The sequence below is a fragment of the Pseudomonas sp. AL10 genome (assembly GCF_029960685.1).
Classification (GTDB): domain Bacteria; phylum Pseudomonadota; class Gammaproteobacteria; order Pseudomonadales; family Pseudomonadaceae; genus Aquipseudomonas; species Aquipseudomonas lactis.
This window is the reverse complement of record NZ_JASBQZ010000006.1, coordinates 114,607-132,603: the sequence shown is the minus strand read 5'-3', so window position 1 is coordinate 132,603 and position 17,997 is coordinate 114,607. Positions and strand designations below refer to the sequence as shown.

Annotated in this window: 14 protein-coding genes; 12 read left to right on the top strand and 2 right to left on the bottom strand. The window is 59.1% G+C overall.

Annotated features, from left to right (window positions below):
• Positions 1-2: 2 nt before the first annotated feature.
• Positions 3-701 carry a bifunctional 2-polyprenyl-6-hydroxyphenol methylase/3-demethylubiquinol 3-O-methyltransferase UbiG gene (gene ubiG, locus QK296_RS09260; RefSeq protein WP_003189760.1) on the bottom strand — a complete coding sequence of 233 codons (699 nt, stop codon included), beginning with the start codon at positions 699-701 and terminating at the stop codon, positions 3-5.
• Between the two features lie 64 nt (positions 702-765).
• Positions 766-2,097: a TRZ/ATZ family hydrolase gene (locus QK296_RS09255; RefSeq protein ID WP_003189761.1), complete on the bottom strand. Its 1,332-nt coding sequence runs from the start codon at positions 2,095-2,097 to the stop codon at positions 766-768.
• 109 nt (positions 2,098-2,206) lie between these two features.
• Between QK296_RS09255 and mtnA the strand changes: the two genes are divergently transcribed.
• The 12 genes from mtnA (at position 2,207) to QK296_RS09195 (ending at position 17,652) form a co-directional block, all read left to right on the top strand.
• Positions 2,207-3,277, top strand: a complete 1,071-nt coding sequence (mtnA, locus tag QK296_RS09250) for an S-methyl-5-thioribose-1-phosphate isomerase (protein ID WP_057710874.1) — start codon at positions 2,207-2,209, stop codon at positions 3,275-3,277.
• 423 nt (positions 3,278-3,700) lie between these two features.
• Positions 3,701-6,355, top strand: a complete 2,655-nt coding sequence (gene gyrA, locus QK296_RS09245; RefSeq protein WP_003189765.1) for a DNA gyrase subunit A — start codon at positions 3,701-3,703, stop codon at positions 6,353-6,355.
• 242 nt (positions 6,356-6,597) lie between these two features.
• A complete protein-coding gene (serC, locus tag QK296_RS09240) occupies positions 6,598-7,683 on the top strand; it encodes a 3-phosphoserine/phosphohydroxythreonine transaminase (RefSeq protein WP_003189767.1) in 1,086 nt (361 codons plus the stop codon).
• Entirely contained in the window at positions 7,683-8,777 is a 1,095-nt protein-coding gene (gene pheA / locus QK296_RS09235) for a prephenate dehydratase (protein ID WP_003172650.1), read from the top strand. Before serC ends, pheA begins: the two co-directional genes overlap by 1 nt.
• Before the next feature lie 9 nt (positions 8,778-8,786).
• Positions 8,787-9,899 carry a histidinol-phosphate transaminase gene (gene hisC / locus QK296_RS09230; protein ID WP_014717619.1) on the top strand — a complete coding sequence of 371 codons (1,113 nt, stop codon included), beginning with the start codon at positions 8,787-8,789 and terminating at the stop codon, positions 9,897-9,899.
• A gap of 28 nt (positions 9,900-9,927) precedes the next feature.
• Positions 9,928-12,138, top strand: a complete 2,211-nt coding sequence (locus QK296_RS09225; RefSeq protein ID WP_282390862.1) for a bifunctional prephenate dehydrogenase/3-phosphoshikimate 1-carboxyvinyltransferase — start codon at positions 9,928-9,930, stop codon at positions 12,136-12,138.
• The gene (cmk, locus tag QK296_RS09220) at positions 12,135-12,824 is read left to right on the top strand and encodes a (d)CMP kinase (RefSeq protein WP_003189772.1); all 690 of its coding nucleotides are present in this window, start codon (positions 12,135-12,137) and stop codon (positions 12,822-12,824) included. The genes QK296_RS09225 and cmk overlap by 4 nt, the downstream gene beginning before the upstream one ends.
• 120 nt (positions 12,825-12,944) lie before the next feature.
• Positions 12,945-14,630, top strand: coding sequence for a 30S ribosomal protein S1 (gene rpsA, locus QK296_RS09215; protein ID WP_003189774.1), 1,686 nt, complete (start codon positions 12,945-12,947; stop codon positions 14,628-14,630).
• A gap of 386 nt (positions 14,631-15,016) precedes the next feature.
• Complete coding sequence (locus QK296_RS09210) at positions 15,017-15,301, top strand: hypothetical protein (RefSeq protein WP_003189775.1); 285 nt, start codon at positions 15,017-15,019, stop codon at positions 15,299-15,301.
• Between the two features lie 130 nt (positions 15,302-15,431).
• A complete protein-coding gene (gene ihfB, locus QK296_RS09205) occupies positions 15,432-15,728 on the top strand; it encodes an integration host factor subunit beta (protein WP_003189779.1) in 297 nt (98 codons plus the stop codon).
• Positions 15,729-15,752: 24 nt separating this feature from the next.
• A complete protein-coding gene (locus tag QK296_RS09200; protein WP_120247691.1) occupies positions 15,753-15,983 on the top strand; it encodes a lipopolysaccharide assembly protein LapA domain-containing protein in 231 nt (76 codons plus the stop codon).
• A gap of 322 nt (positions 15,984-16,305) precedes the next feature.
• Positions 16,306-17,652, top strand: a complete 1,347-nt coding sequence (locus QK296_RS09195) for a Wzz/FepE/Etk N-terminal domain-containing protein (RefSeq protein WP_120247692.1) — start codon at positions 16,306-16,308, stop codon at positions 17,650-17,652.
• Positions 17,653-17,997: the final 345 nt, after the last annotated feature.

The window sequence follows — 17,997 nt, the reverse complement described above, 5'->3', positions numbered from 1 at the left end:
GCTTACTCCTCGCGCAGGGTCTGGATCATGTAGTTGACGTCAACATCGTTGGCCAGCTTGTAGTGCTTGGTCAGCGGGTTGTAGGTCAGGCCGATGATGTCCTTGACGGTCAGCCCGGCCTGGCGGCTCCACGCACCCAGCTCGGAAGGGCGGATGAATTTCTTGAAATCATGGGTGCCGCGCGGCAGCAGCTTCATGATGTATTCGGCGCCGATGATCGCGAACAGGTAAGCCTTGGGGTTGCGGTTGATGGTGGAGAAGAACACCTGGCCGCCGGGCTTGACCATACGAAAGCACGCACGGATCACCGAGGACGGGTCTGGCACGTGTTCGAGCATTTCCAGGCAGGTGACCACGTCGAACTGCTCGGGCATTTCCTCAGCCAGGGCTTCGGCAGTGATCTGGCGGTATTCCACGCTCACGCCGGATTCGAGCTGGTGCAACTGGGCTACGGCCAGCGGCGCTTCGCCCATGTCGATGCCCATGACGGTGGCGCCGCGCTGGGCCATGGCTTCGCTGAGAATGCCGCCGCCGCAACCGACGTCCAGCACCTTCTTGCCGGCCAGGTTGACGCGCTCGTCAATCCAGTTGACCCGCAGTGGGTTGATGTCGTGCAGGGGTTTGAATTCGCTCTCGCGGTCCCACCAGCGGTGGGCCAGAGCTTCAAACTTGGCGATTTCAGCGTGGTCGACGTTGCTCATGGTGAATCCTCTGAATCTGATAAGTCGGTGTGTCGCGGCTGAACCCAAGGCTTCAGCCGCGTCGTTATTCGCTGTGCCCGCTGATGCGTTGGCCCCAGGCAATGGCCGTGGCGGTCAACTGTTGTTCATCCATGCGGGTCAATTGCCGGTCGTCGAGCAATGGTTTGCCAGCGACCCAAAGGTGTTTCACGCAATCGCGCCCGGTGGCATATATAAGCTGTGAGACCGGATCGTAGATCGGTTGTTGCGCCAGCCCGGAAAGATCAAAGGCGACGATGTCTGCCGCCTTGCCGACTTCCAACGAGCCAATCTGGCTGTCCAGGCCCATCGCCCTGGCACCGTTGAGCGTAGCCATGCGCAAGGCTCGGTGGGCGTCCAGTGCTGTAGCGGAACCGGCCACGGCCTTGGCCAGCATCGCCGCCGTGCGGGTTTCGCCGAGCAAATCCAGGTCATTGTTGCTGGCGGCGCCGTCGGTGCCGATGGCCACGTTGACGCCAGCCTGCCACAAGCGCTCTACCGGGCAAAAGCCGCTGGCCAGTTTCAGGTTCGATTCCGGGCAATGGATTACGCTGGTGTTGCTTTCTACCAGTAAAGCCAGGTCGTCTTCGCTGATTTGGGTCATGTGCACGGCCTGAAAACGCGGGCCCAGCAGGCCAAGGCGAGCCAGGCGCGCCAATGGCCGCTCGCCGGTCTGCTCGACGGCTTGCTGCACTTCGAAGGCGGTTTCGTGAACGTGCATATGGATCACGGCGTCCAGCTCTTCGGCGATTACCCGGATCTTTTCCAGGTTGGCATCGCACACGGTGTAGGGCGCGTGAGGGCCGAAGGTGATCTTGATGCGCGGGTGGTGCTTGAGGTCGCCGAACAGCTCGATACCCTGGCGAATCGCCTCGTCGGCACTGCTGGCGCCGGGGATCGGGAAGTCGAGGATCGGCAACGCGATCTGCGCACGCATACCGCTGTTGTGCACGCAGTCACTGGCGACCTTGGGGTAGAAATACATGTCCGAGAAGCAGGTGATGCCGCCCTTGATCTGCTCGGCAATGGCCAGGTTGGTGCCGTCGCGCACAAACGCTTCATCGACCCACTTGGCTTCAGCCGGCCAGATATGTTTTTCCAGCCAGGTCATCAGCGGCAAATCGTCGGCCAGGCCGCGGAACAGAGTCATGGCGGCATGGCCGTGGGCATTGACCAGGCCAGGGCTGAGCAGCATACCGGGCAGTTCGCGCACCTCGCGCGCCGCCAGCTTCAACGCCGCGTCCCGTGGCCCGATAAAGGCAATGCAGCCATCGCGAATGCCCAGGCCATGCTCCTTGAGCACCACGCCAGCGGGCTCGACGGGTACCAGCCAGGTCGGCAGCAGCAACAAGTCGAGCGGGGCGGCAGTGGAGGTCATCGCAGGCTTCTTCCCAGGCAGCTATAAAAGAAGGGCGAAGTATACCCGAGCGCCCTGGCTGGCGGATCGCTATAATCGGCGGCTTTTGTTCATGAGTGCGGGGTAAGGGATGCGCGACCGACTGTTGGCTGCAGAGAAAGTGAAGGCCATCCAATGGCGTGATGGCGCGCTGCACCTGCTCGATCAGCGTGTTTTGCCGTCCCATGAGAGCTGGGTAGCCTGCGTTACCGTTGAAGCAGTGGCCGACGCCATTCGCACCATGGTGGTGCGGGGTGCACCGGCCATCGGCATCTGCGCCGCCTATGGCTTGGTGCTGGCCGCCCGTGAGCGCATCGCCGAGGGCGGTGACTGGCAGGCCGCATGGGAAGAAGACTACGCCTTGCTGGCTCATACCCGACCGACCGCATCGAATTTGTTCTGGGCCTTGCAGCGCATGCGCGACCGCCTGGACCGCCTCAAACAGCACGCCGACCCGCTGGTGGTGCTGGAAGCCGAAGCCGTGGCGATCCATGAAAGCGACCGGGAGGCCAATGTGGTCATGGCCCAGTTGGGCATGGAGCGGATTCGCAAGCACCAGGGCAATGCCCAGGCGATCCTCACCCATGGCAACGCCGGCGCGCTGGCTTCCGGCGGCGTTGGCACAGCCCTCGGGGTGATTCATGCAGCGTATCTGGAGGGCTTGGTCGAGCAGGTCTATGTCAATGAAACCCGCCCATGGCTGCAAGGCTCGCGCCTGACGGCGTGGGAGTTGGCGGGCCAGGGCATCCCGGTGGCAGTGAATGCCGACTCCGCCGGGGCGCATATCCTCAAGACCAAAGGCGTGACGTGGGTGGTGGTCGGTGCTGACTGTATCGCGGCCAATGGCGATGTGATCAGCAAGATCGGCACTTATCAGCTGGCCGTGTGTGCCATGCACCATGGCGTGCGCTTTATGGTGGTGGCGTCGAGTTCGACCCTGGATTTGATGATGGCTACGGGGGAGGATGTTGCGCTGGAGCAGCGCGATAGTGGCGAGTTGCTTGAGGTGGATGGGCAGCGGTTGGATGTCGCGGCGTTTAACCCTGTGTTTGATGTGACGCCTGCCGATCTGATTGATGTGATCGTGACTGAAAAGGGCGTGGTGGAGCGGCCGGATGTGGCCAAGTTGGCCAAGTTGATGTGCCGTAAGCGCCTGCATTGAGTGTGTGGGCGCCTGTGGGGGCGCTATCGCAGGCAAGCCAGCTCCCACATTAACGGTGTTCACAAATCAAAGGTGGGAGCGGGCTTGCTCGCGAATGGAGCTTGATGTCAACAAAACGTCTGCATTCCACCCTCAAAAAAAAGCACCACCGCGCCTCTGAGCCCCTCTCGTCCCCTTCAAGCCTGTCATCCGTCAAATTACTAGCCTCCATGCGCATCAGGGGGATAGGTGCGTGGCGGCGATTGTGATAACATCCGGCGGTTTCCAGGGCTGCCCCGAGGGGTGGCCTATAACGTGCAGATCCGTGTCATAACTCGTTGATTTGTCGTAAGTCGTTGTCAGGCACCGTGCCGGCAGCGGCGAGCTTCGTTCGTCCCGAATGGATGTGACGAGGTTTCACCCGAAAAAGGAATCAGGCTTCTCATGGGCGAACTGGCCAAAGAAATCCTCCCGGTCAATATCGAAGACGAGCTGAAACAGTCCTACCTCGACTACGCGATGAGCGTAATTGTCGGTCGGGCACTGCCTGATGCGCGCGATGGCTTGAAGCCCGTGCACCGGCGTGTGCTGTTCGCGATGAGCGAGCTGGGTAACGACTGGAACAAGCCGTACAAGAAATCTGCCCGTGTTGTCGGTGACGTGATCGGTAAGTATCACCCTCACGGCGACACTGCGGTGTACGACACCATCGTTCGGATGGCGCAGCCGTTTTCCCTGCGCTACCTGCTGGTAGACGGCCAGGGTAACTTCGGTTCGGTGGACGGCGACAACGCCGCGGCCATGCGATACACCGAAGTGCGCATGACCAAGCTGGCGCACGAGCTGCTGGCCGACCTGCACAAAGAAACCGTGGACTGGGTGCCGAACTACGACGGCACCGAAATGATCCCGGCGGTCATGCCAACCCGTATTCCCAACCTGCTGGTCAACGGTTCCAGCGGTATCGCCGTGGGCATGGCCACTAACATCCCGCCGCACAACCTCGGTGAAGTCATCGACGGTTGCCTGGCCCTTATCGACAACCCTGAGCTGACCGTCGATGAGCTGATGCAGTACATCCCCGGCCCGGACTTCCCGACCGCGGCGATCATCAACGGTCGCGCCGGCATCATCGAAGCCTACCGCACCGGTCGCGGGCGCATTTACATGCGTGCCCGCTCGATGATCGAAGACATCGACAAGGTCGGTGGCCGCCAGCAGATCGTCATCACCGAACTCCCGTACCAGCTGAACAAGGCGCGCCTGATCGAGAAGATCGCCGAGCTGGTTAAAGAGAAGAAGCTGGAAGGCATCACCGAGCTGCGCGACGAGTCCGACAAAGACGGTATGCGCGTGGTAATCGAGCTGCGCCGTGGCGAAGTGCCTGAGGTGATCCTCAACAACCTCTACGCCCAGACCCAGCTGCAAAGCGTGTTTGGTATCAACGTGGTTGCCCTGATCGATGGCCGCCCGCGCATCCTGAACCTCAAGGACCTGCTGGAAGCCTTCGTGCGTCACCGTCGCGAAGTGGTTACCCGCCGTACCGTGTTCGAACTGCGCAAGGCCCGCGAGCGCGGCCATATCCTGGAAGGCCAGGCGGTTGCGCTGTCGAACATCGACCCGGTGATCGCCCTGATCAAGGCCTCGCCAACCCCGTCGGAAGCCAAGGAAGCGCTGATCAGCACGCCTTGGGAATCCAGCGCCGTGGTCGCGATGGTTGAGCGCGCTGGCGCCGATTCGTGCCGCCCGGAGACCCTGGACCCGCAATACGGTCTGCGTGAAGGCAAGTACTTCCTGTCGCCAGAACAGGCCCAGGCCATCCTGGAGCTGCGTCTGCACCGCCTCACCGGCCTTGAGCACGAGAAGCTGCTGGCCGAGTACCAGGAGATCCTCAACCAGATCGGCGAGTTGATCCGCATCCTCAGCAGCGCCGTGCGCCTGATGGAAGTGATCCGCGAAGAACTGGAAGTGATCCGCGCCGAATACGGCGACGTGCGCCGCACCGAAATCCTCGATGCGCGCCTGGACCTGACCCTGGGTGACATGATCCCGGAAGAAGAGCGCGTGGTGACCATCTCCCACGGCGGCTATGCCAAGACCCAGCCATTGGCTGCGTACCAGGCCCAGCGTCGTGGCGGTAAAGGTAAATCGGCTACCGGCGTGAAGGATGAGGACTACATCGCTCACCTGCTGGTCGCCAACAGCCACACCACCCTGTTGCTGTTCTCCAGCAAAGGCAAGGTGTACTGGCTCAAGACCTACGAAATCCCGGAGGCCTCCCGCGCTGCCCGTGGTCGTCCGTTGGTCAACCTGCTGCCGCTGGACAGTGATGAGTACATCACCACCATGCTGCCGGTCGAGGAATACACCGAAGGTCACTTCATCTTCATGGCCACCGCCAAAGGCACCGTGAAGAAGACCCCGCTGGAATCCTTCAGCCGTCAACGCAGCGTGGGCTTGATCGCCCTGGAGCTGGATGAGGGCGACGTACTGATTTCTGCCGCCATTACCGATGGCGAACGTGAAGTCATGCTGTTCTCCGATGGCGGCAAGGTCACCCGCTTCAAGGAATCCGACGTGCGTGCCATGGGCCGTACCGCCCGCGGTGTACGCGGCATGCGCCTGCCAGAGGGGCAGAAGCTGATTTCGATGCTGATCCCGGAAGAAGGCAGCCAGATCCTCACCGCTTCCGAGCGTGGTTATGGCAAGCGCACCGCCATCAGTGAGTTCCCGGAGTACAAGCGTGGCGGCCAGGGCGTGATCGCCATGGTCAGCAACGACCGCAACGGCCGTCTGGTCGGCGCGGTGCAGGTGCTCGACGGCGAGGAGATCATGCTGATTTCCGACCAGGGCACCCTGGTGCGTACCCGTGTGGCGGAAGTGTCGAGCCTGGGCCGTAACACCCAGGGCGTGACCCTGATCAAGCTGGCCAAGGACGAAAAACTGGTCGGCCTGGAGCGTGTGCAGGAGCCTTCGGAAGTCGAAGGTGAAGAGCTCGAAGGTGAGGAATTTGAAGGCGAGGTGATCGCAGCCGGCGATGACAACGTTGACGAGCCAACCCTCGACGCTGCCGCAGACGAAGAAGAACCGCAGGAATAAGCGGACACACAGGGGGCGGATGAAGATTCGCCCCCTTGTTGTTTGTCCCGTATGAAATACAGCGCCCTTTGCCTGGACGCGGTCCATGTGGGAGCTGGCTTGCCTGCGATACAGGCGCCTCGGTCATTCAGTGATACCGCGGCGCTGCTATCGCAGGCAAGCCAGCTCCCACAGATGTCCGCTCCGGAACGAGGGCGTTGCTGACATGATTGCAGCCCCACCAGATCAGAGTGAGATTGGATGTGAGCAAGAGAGCCTATAACTTCTGTGCCGGTCCCGCGGCGCTTCCTGAAGCAGTCCTGCAGCGTGCGCAGGGTGAACTCCTCGACTGGCATGGAAAAGGCCTCTCCGTGATGGAAATGAGCCATCGCAGCGATGAGTTCGTGTCCATCGCCAACAAGGCCGAGCAGGACCTGCGCGACTTGCTGGGCATCCCATCCCATTACAAAGTGCTGTTCTTGCAGGGTGGTGCGAGCCAGCAGTTCGCCCAGATCCCGCTGAACCTGCTCCCCGAAGGCGGCACTGCCGACTATATCGACACCGGTATCTGGGGGCAGAAGGCTATCGAAGAAGCCTCGCGCTACGGCCATGTCAACGTGGCAGGCACCGCCAAACCCTACGATTACTTCGCCATTCCCGGTCAGAACGAGTGGAAGCTGTCCAAGGATGCGGCCTACGTGCACTACGTCGCGAACGAAACCATCGGCGGCCTGGAATTTGACTGGGTACCTGAAGTAGGTGACGTGCCACTGGTGTGCGACATGTCCTCGGACATCCTCTCGCGCCCGATCGACGTGTCCAAGTACGGCATGATCTACGCCGGCGCGCAGAAGAACATCGGCCCGAGCGGCATCCTGGTCAATATCATCCGCGAAGACCTGCTGGGCCGTGCCCGTTCGCTGTGCCCGACCATGCTCAACTACAAGGTCGCGGCCGATAACGGCTCGATGTACAACACCCCGCCGGCGTTTGCCTGGTACCTGTCGGGCCTGGTGTTCGAATGGCTCAAGGAGCAGGGCGGTGTCGCGGCCATGGGCAAGCTCAACGAAGAGAAGAAGCGCGTCCTGTACGACTTCATCGACGCCAGCGGCCTGTACAGCAACCCGATCAACCTCACCGACCGCTCGTGGATGAACGTGCCGTTCCGCCTGGCTGACGACCGTCTGGACAAGCCGTTCCTGGCTGGCGCCGACGCGCGCGGCCTGCTGAACCTCAAGGGCCACCGCTCGGTGGGCGGCATGCGCGCCTCCATTTATAACGCCGTCGACATCCACGCCATCAATGCGCTGGTTGCCTACATGGCAGAGTTCGAGAAGGAACACGGCTAATGTCTGAGCAAGAACTCAAGGCCCTGCGCGTACGCATTGACAGCCTGGACGAGAAAGTCCTGGAGCTGATCAGTGAGCGTGCGCGCTGCGCCCAGGAAGTGGCCCGGGTAAAGATGGCATCCCTCGCCGAAGGCGAAGTGCCGGTGTTCTACCGCCCGGAGCGTGAAGCCCAGGTGCTCAAGCGTGTGATGGAGCGCAACAAGGGGCCGCTGGGCAACGAAGAGATGGCGCGGTTGTTCCGTGAAATCATGTCGTCGTGCCTGGCGCTGGAGCAGCCGCTGAAAGTGGCTTACCTCGGCCCTGAAGGCACCTTCACCCAGGCAGCGGCGATGAAGCACTTCGGCCATGCGGTGATCAGCAAGCCGATGGCGGCTATCGATGAAGTCTTCCGTGAAGTCGCGGCCGGTGCGGTGAATTTTGGCGTGGTGCCGGTGGAAAACTCCACCGAAGGCGCGGTCAACCACACCCTGGACAGCTTCCTTGAGCACGACATGGTGATCTGCGGTGAAGTGGAGCTGCGTATCCACCACCACCTGCTGGTGGGTGAAAACACCAAGACCGACAGCATCAGCCGCATCTACTCCCACGCCCAGTCCCTGGCCCAGTGCCGCAAATGGCTGGACGCCCATTACCCGAATGTCGAGCGCGTGGCGGTGTCCAGCAACGCCGAAGCGGCCAAGCGGGTCAAGGGTGAGTGGAATTCGGCGGCGATTGCCGGCGATATGGCCGCGGGCCTGTATGGCCTGACGCGCCTGGCCGAGAAAATCGAAGACCGCCCGGACAACTCCACGCGCTTTTTGATGATCGGCAGCCAGGAAGTGCCGCCCACCGGCGACGACAAGACCTCGATCATCGTTTCCATGAGCAACAAGCCCGGCGCGCTGCATGAACTGCTGGTGCCATTCCACGACAACGGGATTGACCTGACGCGCATCGAGACTCGTCCTTCGCGCAGCGGTAAGTGGACCTATGTGTTCTTTATCGACTTCATCGGCCATCACCGCGACCCGCTGGTCAAGGGCGTGCTGGAGAAGATCAGTCAGGAAGCCGTGGCACTCAAGGTGCTGGGCTCTTACCCGAAAGCGGTTTTGTGAGGCTTTGACATGAGTGGCAACTTCCTCGCCCTGGCGCAGCCGGGCGTGCAACAACTCTCGCCTTACGTTCCAGGCAAGCCTGTGGACGAGTTGGCCCGCGAGTTGAATCTGGACCCGTCCAAAATCGTCAAGCTGGCGAGTAACGAAAACCCGCTGGGCCCGAGCCCCAAAGTGTTGGCGGCGATTCGTGAAGAGCTGGCCGAGCTGACCCGTTATCCCGATGGCAACGGTTTTGCCCTCAAGTCGCTACTGGCGGACAAGTGCCGGGTCGAGTTGAATCAAGTGACCTTGGGCAACGGCTCCAACGACATCCTTGAGCTGGTCGGCCGTGCCTACCTGGCGCCAGGTTTGAATGCGGTGTTCAGCGAGCACGCGTTTGCGGTCTACCCGATTGTGACCCAGGCGGTGGGGGCAGATGCTCGCGTGATTCCTGCCAAGGACTGGGGCCATGACCTGCCGGCGATGCTGGCGGCCATCGATGCCCAGACTCGCGTGGTGTTTATCGCCAACCCGAACAACCCGACCGGCACCTGGTTTGACGAGCAGGCACTGAACGAATTCCTGCAGGACGTGCCCCAGCATGTGCTGGTCGTGCTGGACGAAGCCTACATCGAGTACGCCGAAGGCAGCGACCTGCCCGACGGCCTGGATTTCCTTGCGGCCTACCCGAACCTGCTGGTGTCGCGTACGTTCTCCAAGGCTTATGGCCTAGCGTCGTTGCGGGTCGGTTATGGCTTGTCCACCCCCGTGGTCGCCGATGTGCTGAACCGCGTGCGCCAACCGTTCAACGTCAACAGCCTGGCCCTGGCGGCCGCCTGTGCGGCGGTGAAGGATGCCGAATACCTGGAAGAAGGCCGTCGCCTCAACGAAAGCGGCATGCTGCAATTGCAGGAAGGCTTTCGTGAGCTGGGCCTGGGCTGGATTCCGTCCAAGGGCAACTTCATCTGCGTCGACCTCGGCCAAGTGGCCGCGCCGGTGTTCCAGGGCTTGCTGCGCGAGGGCGTGATTGTGCGCCCGGTGGCCAACTACGGCATGCCGAACCACCTGCGTATCACCATCGGTTTGCCGGCTGAGAACAGCCGCTTCCTTGAGGCGTTGGCCAAGGTTCTGGCCCGTGGTTGATGTCACTGCATTGCAACCTGCTGTGCCTATGATCGGTCGCCTGGTGGTGGTCGGCCTGGGGTTGATCGGTGGCTCCTTCGCCAAGGGCCTGCGTGAAAGCGGGCTGTGTGGCGAAGTCGTAGGCGTGGACCTCGACCCGCAATCGCGCACGTTGGCGGTGGAGTTGGGGGTGGTGGACCGCTGTGAGGCGGACCTGGCCGTCGCGTGCCAGGGCGCGGATGTGATCCAGCTCGCCGTGCCGATCCTGGCCATGGAGAAACTGCTGGCGGTACTGGCCGGTATGGACCTCGGGCAAGCAATTCTTACCGATGTGGGCAGCGCCAAAGGCAACGTGGTGCGCGCTGCACAACGGGCGTTTGGTGGCATGCCGCCGCGCTTTGTGCCGGGTCACCCCATTGCGGGTTCCGAGCAGAGCGGGGTGGAGGCCTCCAATGCGCAGTTGTTCCGTCGGCATAAGGTCATCCTGACGCCGCTTGCGCAAACCGATCCCGCGGCGTTGGTGGTGGTGGATCGTCTCTGGCGCGAGCTGGGCGCGGATGTGGAGCATATGCAGGTCGAGCGTCACGACGAAGTGTTGGCTGCCACCAGTCACTTGCCGCACCTGCTGGCATTTGGCTTGGTGGATTCGTTGGCCAAGCGCAACGAGAACCTCGAGATTTTCCGTTACGCGGCCGGTGGTTTTCGCGATTTCACGCGGATTGCCGGCAGTGACCCGGTGATGTGGCACGACATCTTCCTCGCCAATCGCGAAGCGGTGTTGCGCACCCTGGACACCTTCCGCAGTGACCTCGACGCCTTGCGTGACGCCGTGGATGCTGGGGATGGTCATCAACTGCTGGGCGTGTTCACCCGTGCGCGGGTGGCGCGTGAACATTTCAGCAAGATCCTCGCACGCCGGGCCTATATGGAAACCGCAGTGAACACCGATGACCTGACCTTCATCGCCAGCCCGGGTGGCCGCTTGAGCGGGCGCATCCGCGTGCCGGGTGACAAGTCGATCTCTCACCGTTCGATCATGTTGGGGTCGTTGGCCGAGGGCGTGACCGAGGTGGAAGGCTTCCTTGAGGGTGAAGACGCCCTGGCGACCTTGCAGGCCTTTCGCGACATGGGCGTGGTGATCGAGGGCCCGCACCATGGGCGCGTGACCATTCACGGTGTCGGCCTGCAGGGCCTGAAGGCAGCGCCGGGGCCGATCTACGTGGGCAATTCCGGCACGTCGATGCGCCTGTTGGCCGGTGTATTGGCGGCGCAGCGCTTCGACAGCGTGTTGACCGGCGATGCCTCGCTGTCCAAGCGCCCGATGAACCGCGTGGCCAAGCCGCTGCGTGAAATGGGCGCGATCATCGAGACCGGGCCGGACGGGCGCCCGCCACTGAGCATTCGTGGCGGGCAATCGCTCAAAGGCTTGAACTATGTACTGCCCATGGCCAGTGCCCAGGTGAAATCCTGCCTGTTGTTGGCGGGGTTGTACGCTGAGGGTAAAACCTCGGTGACCGAGCCCGCACCGACCCGCGACCACACCGAGCGCATGCTGCGCGGCTTTGGTTACTCGGTGGCGGTGCAGGGCGCGACGGCGTCGCTGGCGTCGGGGCATGGGTTGACCGCTACGCGTATTGAAGTGCCGGGGGATATTTCGTCTTCGGCGTTTTTCCTGGTGGCGGCCTCGATTGCCGAAGGCTCCGAGCTGTTGCTGGAGCATGTCGGTATCAACCCGACCCGCACCGGTGTGATCGACATCCTGCGGCTGATGGGGGCTGATATCACCCTCGAAAATCAGCGTGAGGTGGGCGGCGAGCCGGTTGCGGATTTACGTGTGCGTGCTGCCGCGCTCAAGGGTATCGAGATTCCAGAGGCCCTGGTGCCGTTGGCGATTGATGAGTTCCCTGTGCTGTTTATTGCCGCAGCCTGTGCCCAAGGCCGCACCGTTTTGCGCGGTGCCGAAGAGCTGCGCCTCAAGGAGTCCGATCGCATCCAGGTGATGGTCGACGGTCTGTTGGCCTTGGGCGTGAAGTGTGAACCCACCCCCGATGGGATTATCATTGACGGTGGCCCGATGGGCGGCGGTGAAGTGCATGCTCATGGCGATCATCGGATTGCCATGGCGTTCAGTGTGGCTTCCCTGCGGGCGAAGGCGCCTATTCGTATTCTTGACTGCGCCAATGTTGCTACGTCTTTTCCGAACTTTCTGACACTGTGTGCCCAAGTCGGCATCCGTGTTGCCCAAGAGGCTCAATTGTGAATATCAAAGCACCGGTGATTACCATCGACGGGCCTAGCGGCTCGGGCAAAGGCACAATCGCTGGCATTCTGGCCAAGCGCCTGGGTTGGTGCCTGCTGGATTCTGGAGCGCTGTACCGCCTGCTGGCGTTCGCTGCGCACAACCATGGTGTGGACCTGACCAACGAAGAATTGCTGACCAAACTTGCCGCCCATCTGGATGTGCAGTTCATTGCGGCGACCGAGGGTCAGTTGCAGCGCATTATTCTGGAGGGTGATGAAGTCAGCGACGTGATTCGCACCGAGAGTATCGGCGCGGGTGCCTCCCAAGTGGCCGCGCTGCCTGCCGTGCGTGAGGCGCTGCTACAGCGCCAGCGCGCATTCCAGGAAGCACCGGGCCTGGTGGCCGATGGCCGCGACATGGGCACGGTAGTGTTTCCCGAGGCGCCGCTGAAGATTTTCCTGACCGCCAGCGCCGAGGAGCGGGCACGCCGCCGTTACTTGCAGTTGAAGGGCAAAGTCGATGGTGTTAGTCTGTCGAGTCTGCTAGATGAGATCCGTGCACGCGATGAGCGTGATACCCAGCGTGCGGTAGCCCCGCTCAAGCCGGCGGCTGACGCCATACAGCTGGATTCCACGGAGCTGTCCATCGAGCAGGTGCTGGAACGCATCATGAGTGAAATCGCCATTCGCGATATCGCCGGGTGATCAAGAAGGCCGCAGGGGACCAGTCATAGTCCTGCGGTGGCTTCTTTTAACTGAAACTGACCCACACCGTCTGGGGTGTGGAGATGGGCGTATTCTTCGCCCTTATCAACAGGAATTAAAATGAGCGAAAGCTTTGCGGAACTCTTTGAAGAAAGCCTAAAAACCCTGAACCTTCAGGCAGGCTCCATCATCACCGGTGTTATCGTTGATATCGATTACCAAGCTCGCTGGGTAACCGTTCACGCTGGTCTGAAGTCTGAAGCTCTGATCCCGCTGGAACAGTTCTACAACGATGCTGGTGACCTGACTATCAATGTCGGTGACGAAGTTCACGTTGCTCTGGACTCGGTTGAAGACGGTTTCGGTGAAACCAAGCTGTCCCGTGAAAAAGCCAAGCGCGCTGAATGCTGGATTGTTCTCGAAGCAGCCTTCGCAGCTGAAGAAGTGGTCAAGGGCGTTATCAACGGTAAGGTTAAAGGCGGCTTCACTGTCGACGTTAACGGCATCCGTGCGTTCCTGCCAGGTTCTTTGGTCGACGTTCGTCCAGTGCGCGACACCACGCACCTGGAAGGCAAAGAACTGGAATTCAAAGTCATCAAGCTCGACCAGAAGCGCAACAACGTTGTCGTTTCCCGTCGCAGCGTGCTGGAAGCAGAGAACTCCGCCGAGCGTGAAGCTCTGCTGGAATCCCTGCAGGAAGGCCAACAAGTCAAAGGTATCGTCAAGAACCTCACCGATTACGGCGCATTCGTCGATCTGGGTGGCGTCGATGGCCTGCTGCACATTACCGACATGGCTTGGAAGCGTATCAAGCATCCTTCCGAAATCGTCAACGTTGGCGACGAGATCGATGTCAAGGTTCTGAAGTACGATCGTGAGCGTAACCGCGTTTCCCTGGGCTTGAAGCAGCTGGGCGAAGATCCATGGGTTGCTATCAAAGCTCGTTACCCAGAAAGCACCCGCGTAACCGCGCGTGTTACCAACCTGACTGACTACGGCTGCTTCGCAGAGCTGGAAGAAGGCGTGGAAGGCCTGGTACACGTTTCCGAAATGGACTGGACCAACAAGAACATCCACCCTTCGAAAGTCGTACAAGTCGGCGACGAAGTGGAAGTTATGGTTCTGGACATCGACGAAGAGCGTCGTCGTATCTCCCTGGGCATCAAGCAGTGCAAATCTAACCCATGGGAAGATTTCTCTGGCCAGTTCAACAAGGGCGATAAAATCTCCGGCACCATCAAGTCGATCACCGATTTCGGTATCTTCATTGGTCTGGACGGCGGCATCGACGGCCTGGTTCACCTGTCCGACATCTCCTGGAACGAAGTTGGCGAAGAAGCTGTTCGTCGTTTCAAGAAGGGCGACGAGCTGGACACCGTTATCCTGTCGGTTGACCCAGAGCGCGAGCGCATCTCCCTGGGCATCAAGCAACTGGAAAGCGATCCGTTCTCCGAGTACGTTCAAGAGAACGACAAAGGCGCCATCGTTAAAGGCACTGTGAAAGAAGTTGACGCCAAAGGCGCCATCATCGTTCTGGCCGACGATATCGAAGCGACTCTGAAAGCCTCCGAAATCAGCCGTGACCGCGTTGAAGACGCGCGCAACGTTCTGAAAGAAGGCCAGGAAGTAGAAGCCAAGATCATCAGCGTTGACCGCAAGAGCCGCGTGATTCAGCTCTCCATCAAGTCGAAAGACGAAGTGGAAGAGAAAGAAGCTATCCAGAGCTTGAAAGAAGCTGCTCCGGAAGCTGCTGCTGACACCACCATGGCGGCACTGCTGCGCCAGGCAATGGCTAAGCAGAACTAAGTTCTGTAAAGCTGTAGAAAAAGGGCGACTTCGGTCGCCCTTTTTTGTTGCCTGCCGCCTCAACGGTAGGAGCGAGCTCGCTCGCGAAAAACTCACAGACGACACGTTCATTCAGGATTCATGATCGTTCCCACGCTCCGCGTGGGAACGCCTCTTGAGACGCTCTGCGTCTCGTCCGTTAGCGCCAGTGGCGCAGAGCGTCACTGGCTGCATTCCCACGCAGAGCATCGGAACGATCACGATCAAGGGCCTTGCGATGCGAGGCCTTTTTTTTGCCTGAAATTTGATGAAGCAACTGCACCGAACCAAGGCATTCAGCCCAATGTCAGAACTGACTATAGTCATAAAAACGGCTATTTCGCGTTGCTGACTCAATAAGGGTTTGAATGAACAGAATTATCGTAATACTCGCCTTGCTGGTACTTGCAGGCTGCTCCTCCACCAGCGCCAAGACCCACGCCAAGCGCGGCGTCAGCGGCATCGAGATCGACTGCTCTGGCCTGGGCAACAAGTGGGAAAAGTGCGAAAAGCGCGCCGCCCGTGAGTGCAAGATGCAGGGCTACAAGGTCATTACCCGTTCCAGCGACGCCGAGGACGAAGAGGGTGACTACCTGTTCGGCTGGAACCCTGCTGGCGCGGTGACGCGGACCATGTTGGTGATCTGTAAATAAGGGGTTGGCTGCTCGCTAAGCGTGTTTATTCGGCCTCAGATAAGTTGACACATGGGCTGTTCAAATTCATCAACTCATGCTAAAACCTTCGGAGCGCTTTTCCTAGCTGCTTGAAAAAGAAGGGAAAAATATGACGAAGTCGGAGTTGATCGAACGAATTGTCACCCATCAAGGGCTGCTCTCATCCAAGGATGTGGAGCTGGCTATCAAGACCATGCTTGAGCAAATGTCCCAATGCCTCGCCACCGGAGATCGCATCGAAATCCGCGGCTTCGGCAGCTTCTCCCTGCACTACCGCGCACCCCGCGTAGGCCGCAACCCAAAAACCGGCCAATCCGTCAGCCTCGACGGCAAATTCGTTCCCCACTTCAAACCGGGCAAGGAATTGCGCGATCGGGTGAACGAAGAAGAGGAAGAAGGCGTCTGAGTGTTTTTGGGGAGGGAGAAGGGTATGCGTGGGGTTAAGCGCGTTGTTGCGGTGTTGATTGCGGTGCTTGCAGCGTTGGTGGTTTTGGCGTTTGTGCTGGAGAACCAGCAGGGCGTGGCGCTGTCGTTCCTGGGGTGGAGTACTGCGCAGATGCCGGTGGCGGTGTTTGTGGTGGTGGCTTTGATTGTGGGGATGATGATTGGGCCTGTGTTGGGTGTGGTTGTGCGTAGGCGTCGGGGTAAGGCGGTGGTTTAGGGTTAAGTCCTAGGGAAGCAGTCGCGTTGGCAACCGTTTGTCAGAAATCTTATCATGTCCAGCGCTTCAATCTGCCTAGCTACCTAGCCCCGTTGGTTGCGACAGTTCTCATGGGAAATTCAGAATCGTCTGGCATACATGTCAAGACTTGTAATATGCCAAAGAGATGGCAGAATGGAATCTGTTCTCGATAACAGGCATTTTGTGCGCTCAAAATTTGGCAGAGACGCCGGGTTTTGGCGGTCATCCAATTAGAATAAAAAATACGCAATTTTGTCTGCATAACGAGCCCGCAGTTTCTCTTTGAAGGCAGGTTTTTGTTGTGAGTAGTAGCCTCCGTGTCTCTCCTTTTTCTCACGCTGAAGAAATTGATTTCATTCAGCTTGTCAAAATTACCTTGCAGCGTAAAAAACTGGTTGCGGCTATTACAGTTTCGGCAGGGTTGATCGCCGTTGCCTGCGCGTTTCTGATTACTCCCACTTATGAGGTCAGCAGTGTTTTACGCCCTGCGGCCATCAATGAACTAGACGCCCTTAATCGTTCTGAGGTGTATAAGCTTCCGCCAGGCGAAGCCTTAACCAAGGTGGGGGCATCTCTAGAGTCTTATGAAACCCGGCTAGGTTTCTTTCGTGCAAACCCAGGTTTCTTCAAGGAGTTTGAAGCGCCGGGAAGGACGTTGGAGCAGAGTTTTGAAGAGTTTAATCGCAACTCAATCAGCTTGATATTGCCTGATCCCAGAAAAGCTGACTCTCTCAGTGCCTATATCAAGCTGGAAATGACTTATCCGAAGGGAGTAGACGGTGTCTCTATTCTGAATGGCCTTGTTAACTATGCGATTGATACGGAGCGAGAACAAATAGCCTCCGATATGCGCGTTATAATAAAAAACCGTCTGACTGAGATTGCAGGCAAGCTAGATGCGGCGCGTGCAAACTATGAAGTTGATAAAGAGGCCAAGATAGCATCGCTTAGCGAGCTCGATAACCTGCGCCGGGCTCAATTGCAAGATGAGCGAAAGGCGTTGAGAGCTCAGCTAAAGACATTGCGCACCGATAGAGTGGCTCAGTTGGACGAGGCAATTGGTATCGCCAAGTCGCTTGGTATCAGAAAGCCCAGCACGCCGTCACTGTTGGGCGATTCGGAACGATCACCAAGTAATAGTGTCATGCGCACCGAGATCAATAATCAACAAATTCCGCTGTATTTCATGGGGGTTGAAGCGCTTGAAGCAGAGCGTAATGCCTTGATGAAGCGCAAGTCCGACGACTTTACCGAAGGTCGAATAGCGCAAATTGCAAAAGAGCTTCAATTGCTCGAAGCCAATCGTGAGATTGAAGTGTTGAAAAGCCGTGAAAAGGAAGACCTGTTTTTGGCCGGTGTCCAGCCTCTACGTGCCGAAGAGGCGAGGCTTCGTAATTTGAGTATTGATATGGCTGGGGTTAAATTGGTCACGATAGATAGGCCAGCTCAAGAACCTTTAACTCCTTTCAAGCCCAAGCGGTTGTTGGTCGTAGTGATCGGGATCATTTTGGGCTTTATCGTCGGATGTGCTTTGGCGTTCATTTGGGCGTTCATTAGAAATCGTCAATCATTCTATCGTACTCTTCCGATTTCATCGAGCGGCGCTGGGGCGACGTCACTGGATGGCGAACCTCCCCGTATTTCTTGATGGCCGTTTATGCAGATCTGCGCTTCCTTCGGCCTGGATCTGTAGTGGCTTCTTTAAGAGGCTGAGCTCAGATGTTGCCTGCTCTGAGATTAATTAACTACGATCGCGCTCAGGCAGCGCCCTCTATAGTACTATTTCACGCGTCACTCAGCTCGAGGGTTAGGTGAGTGGTGGTTCGTGCAGGATGGGGCATCATCGTCATGAGGCCTGCATAGCGACCGAGCGATTTTTAAAAAGTCAATCGCCCTGATTGTAATGTTACAGAGTTTCGTTGTGTGGATTTTCGGCTCTGTCGAATCAGTGCTGAGAGAGTCCCCGGCGTAGCCAGGGCATAAGACGCAGGCG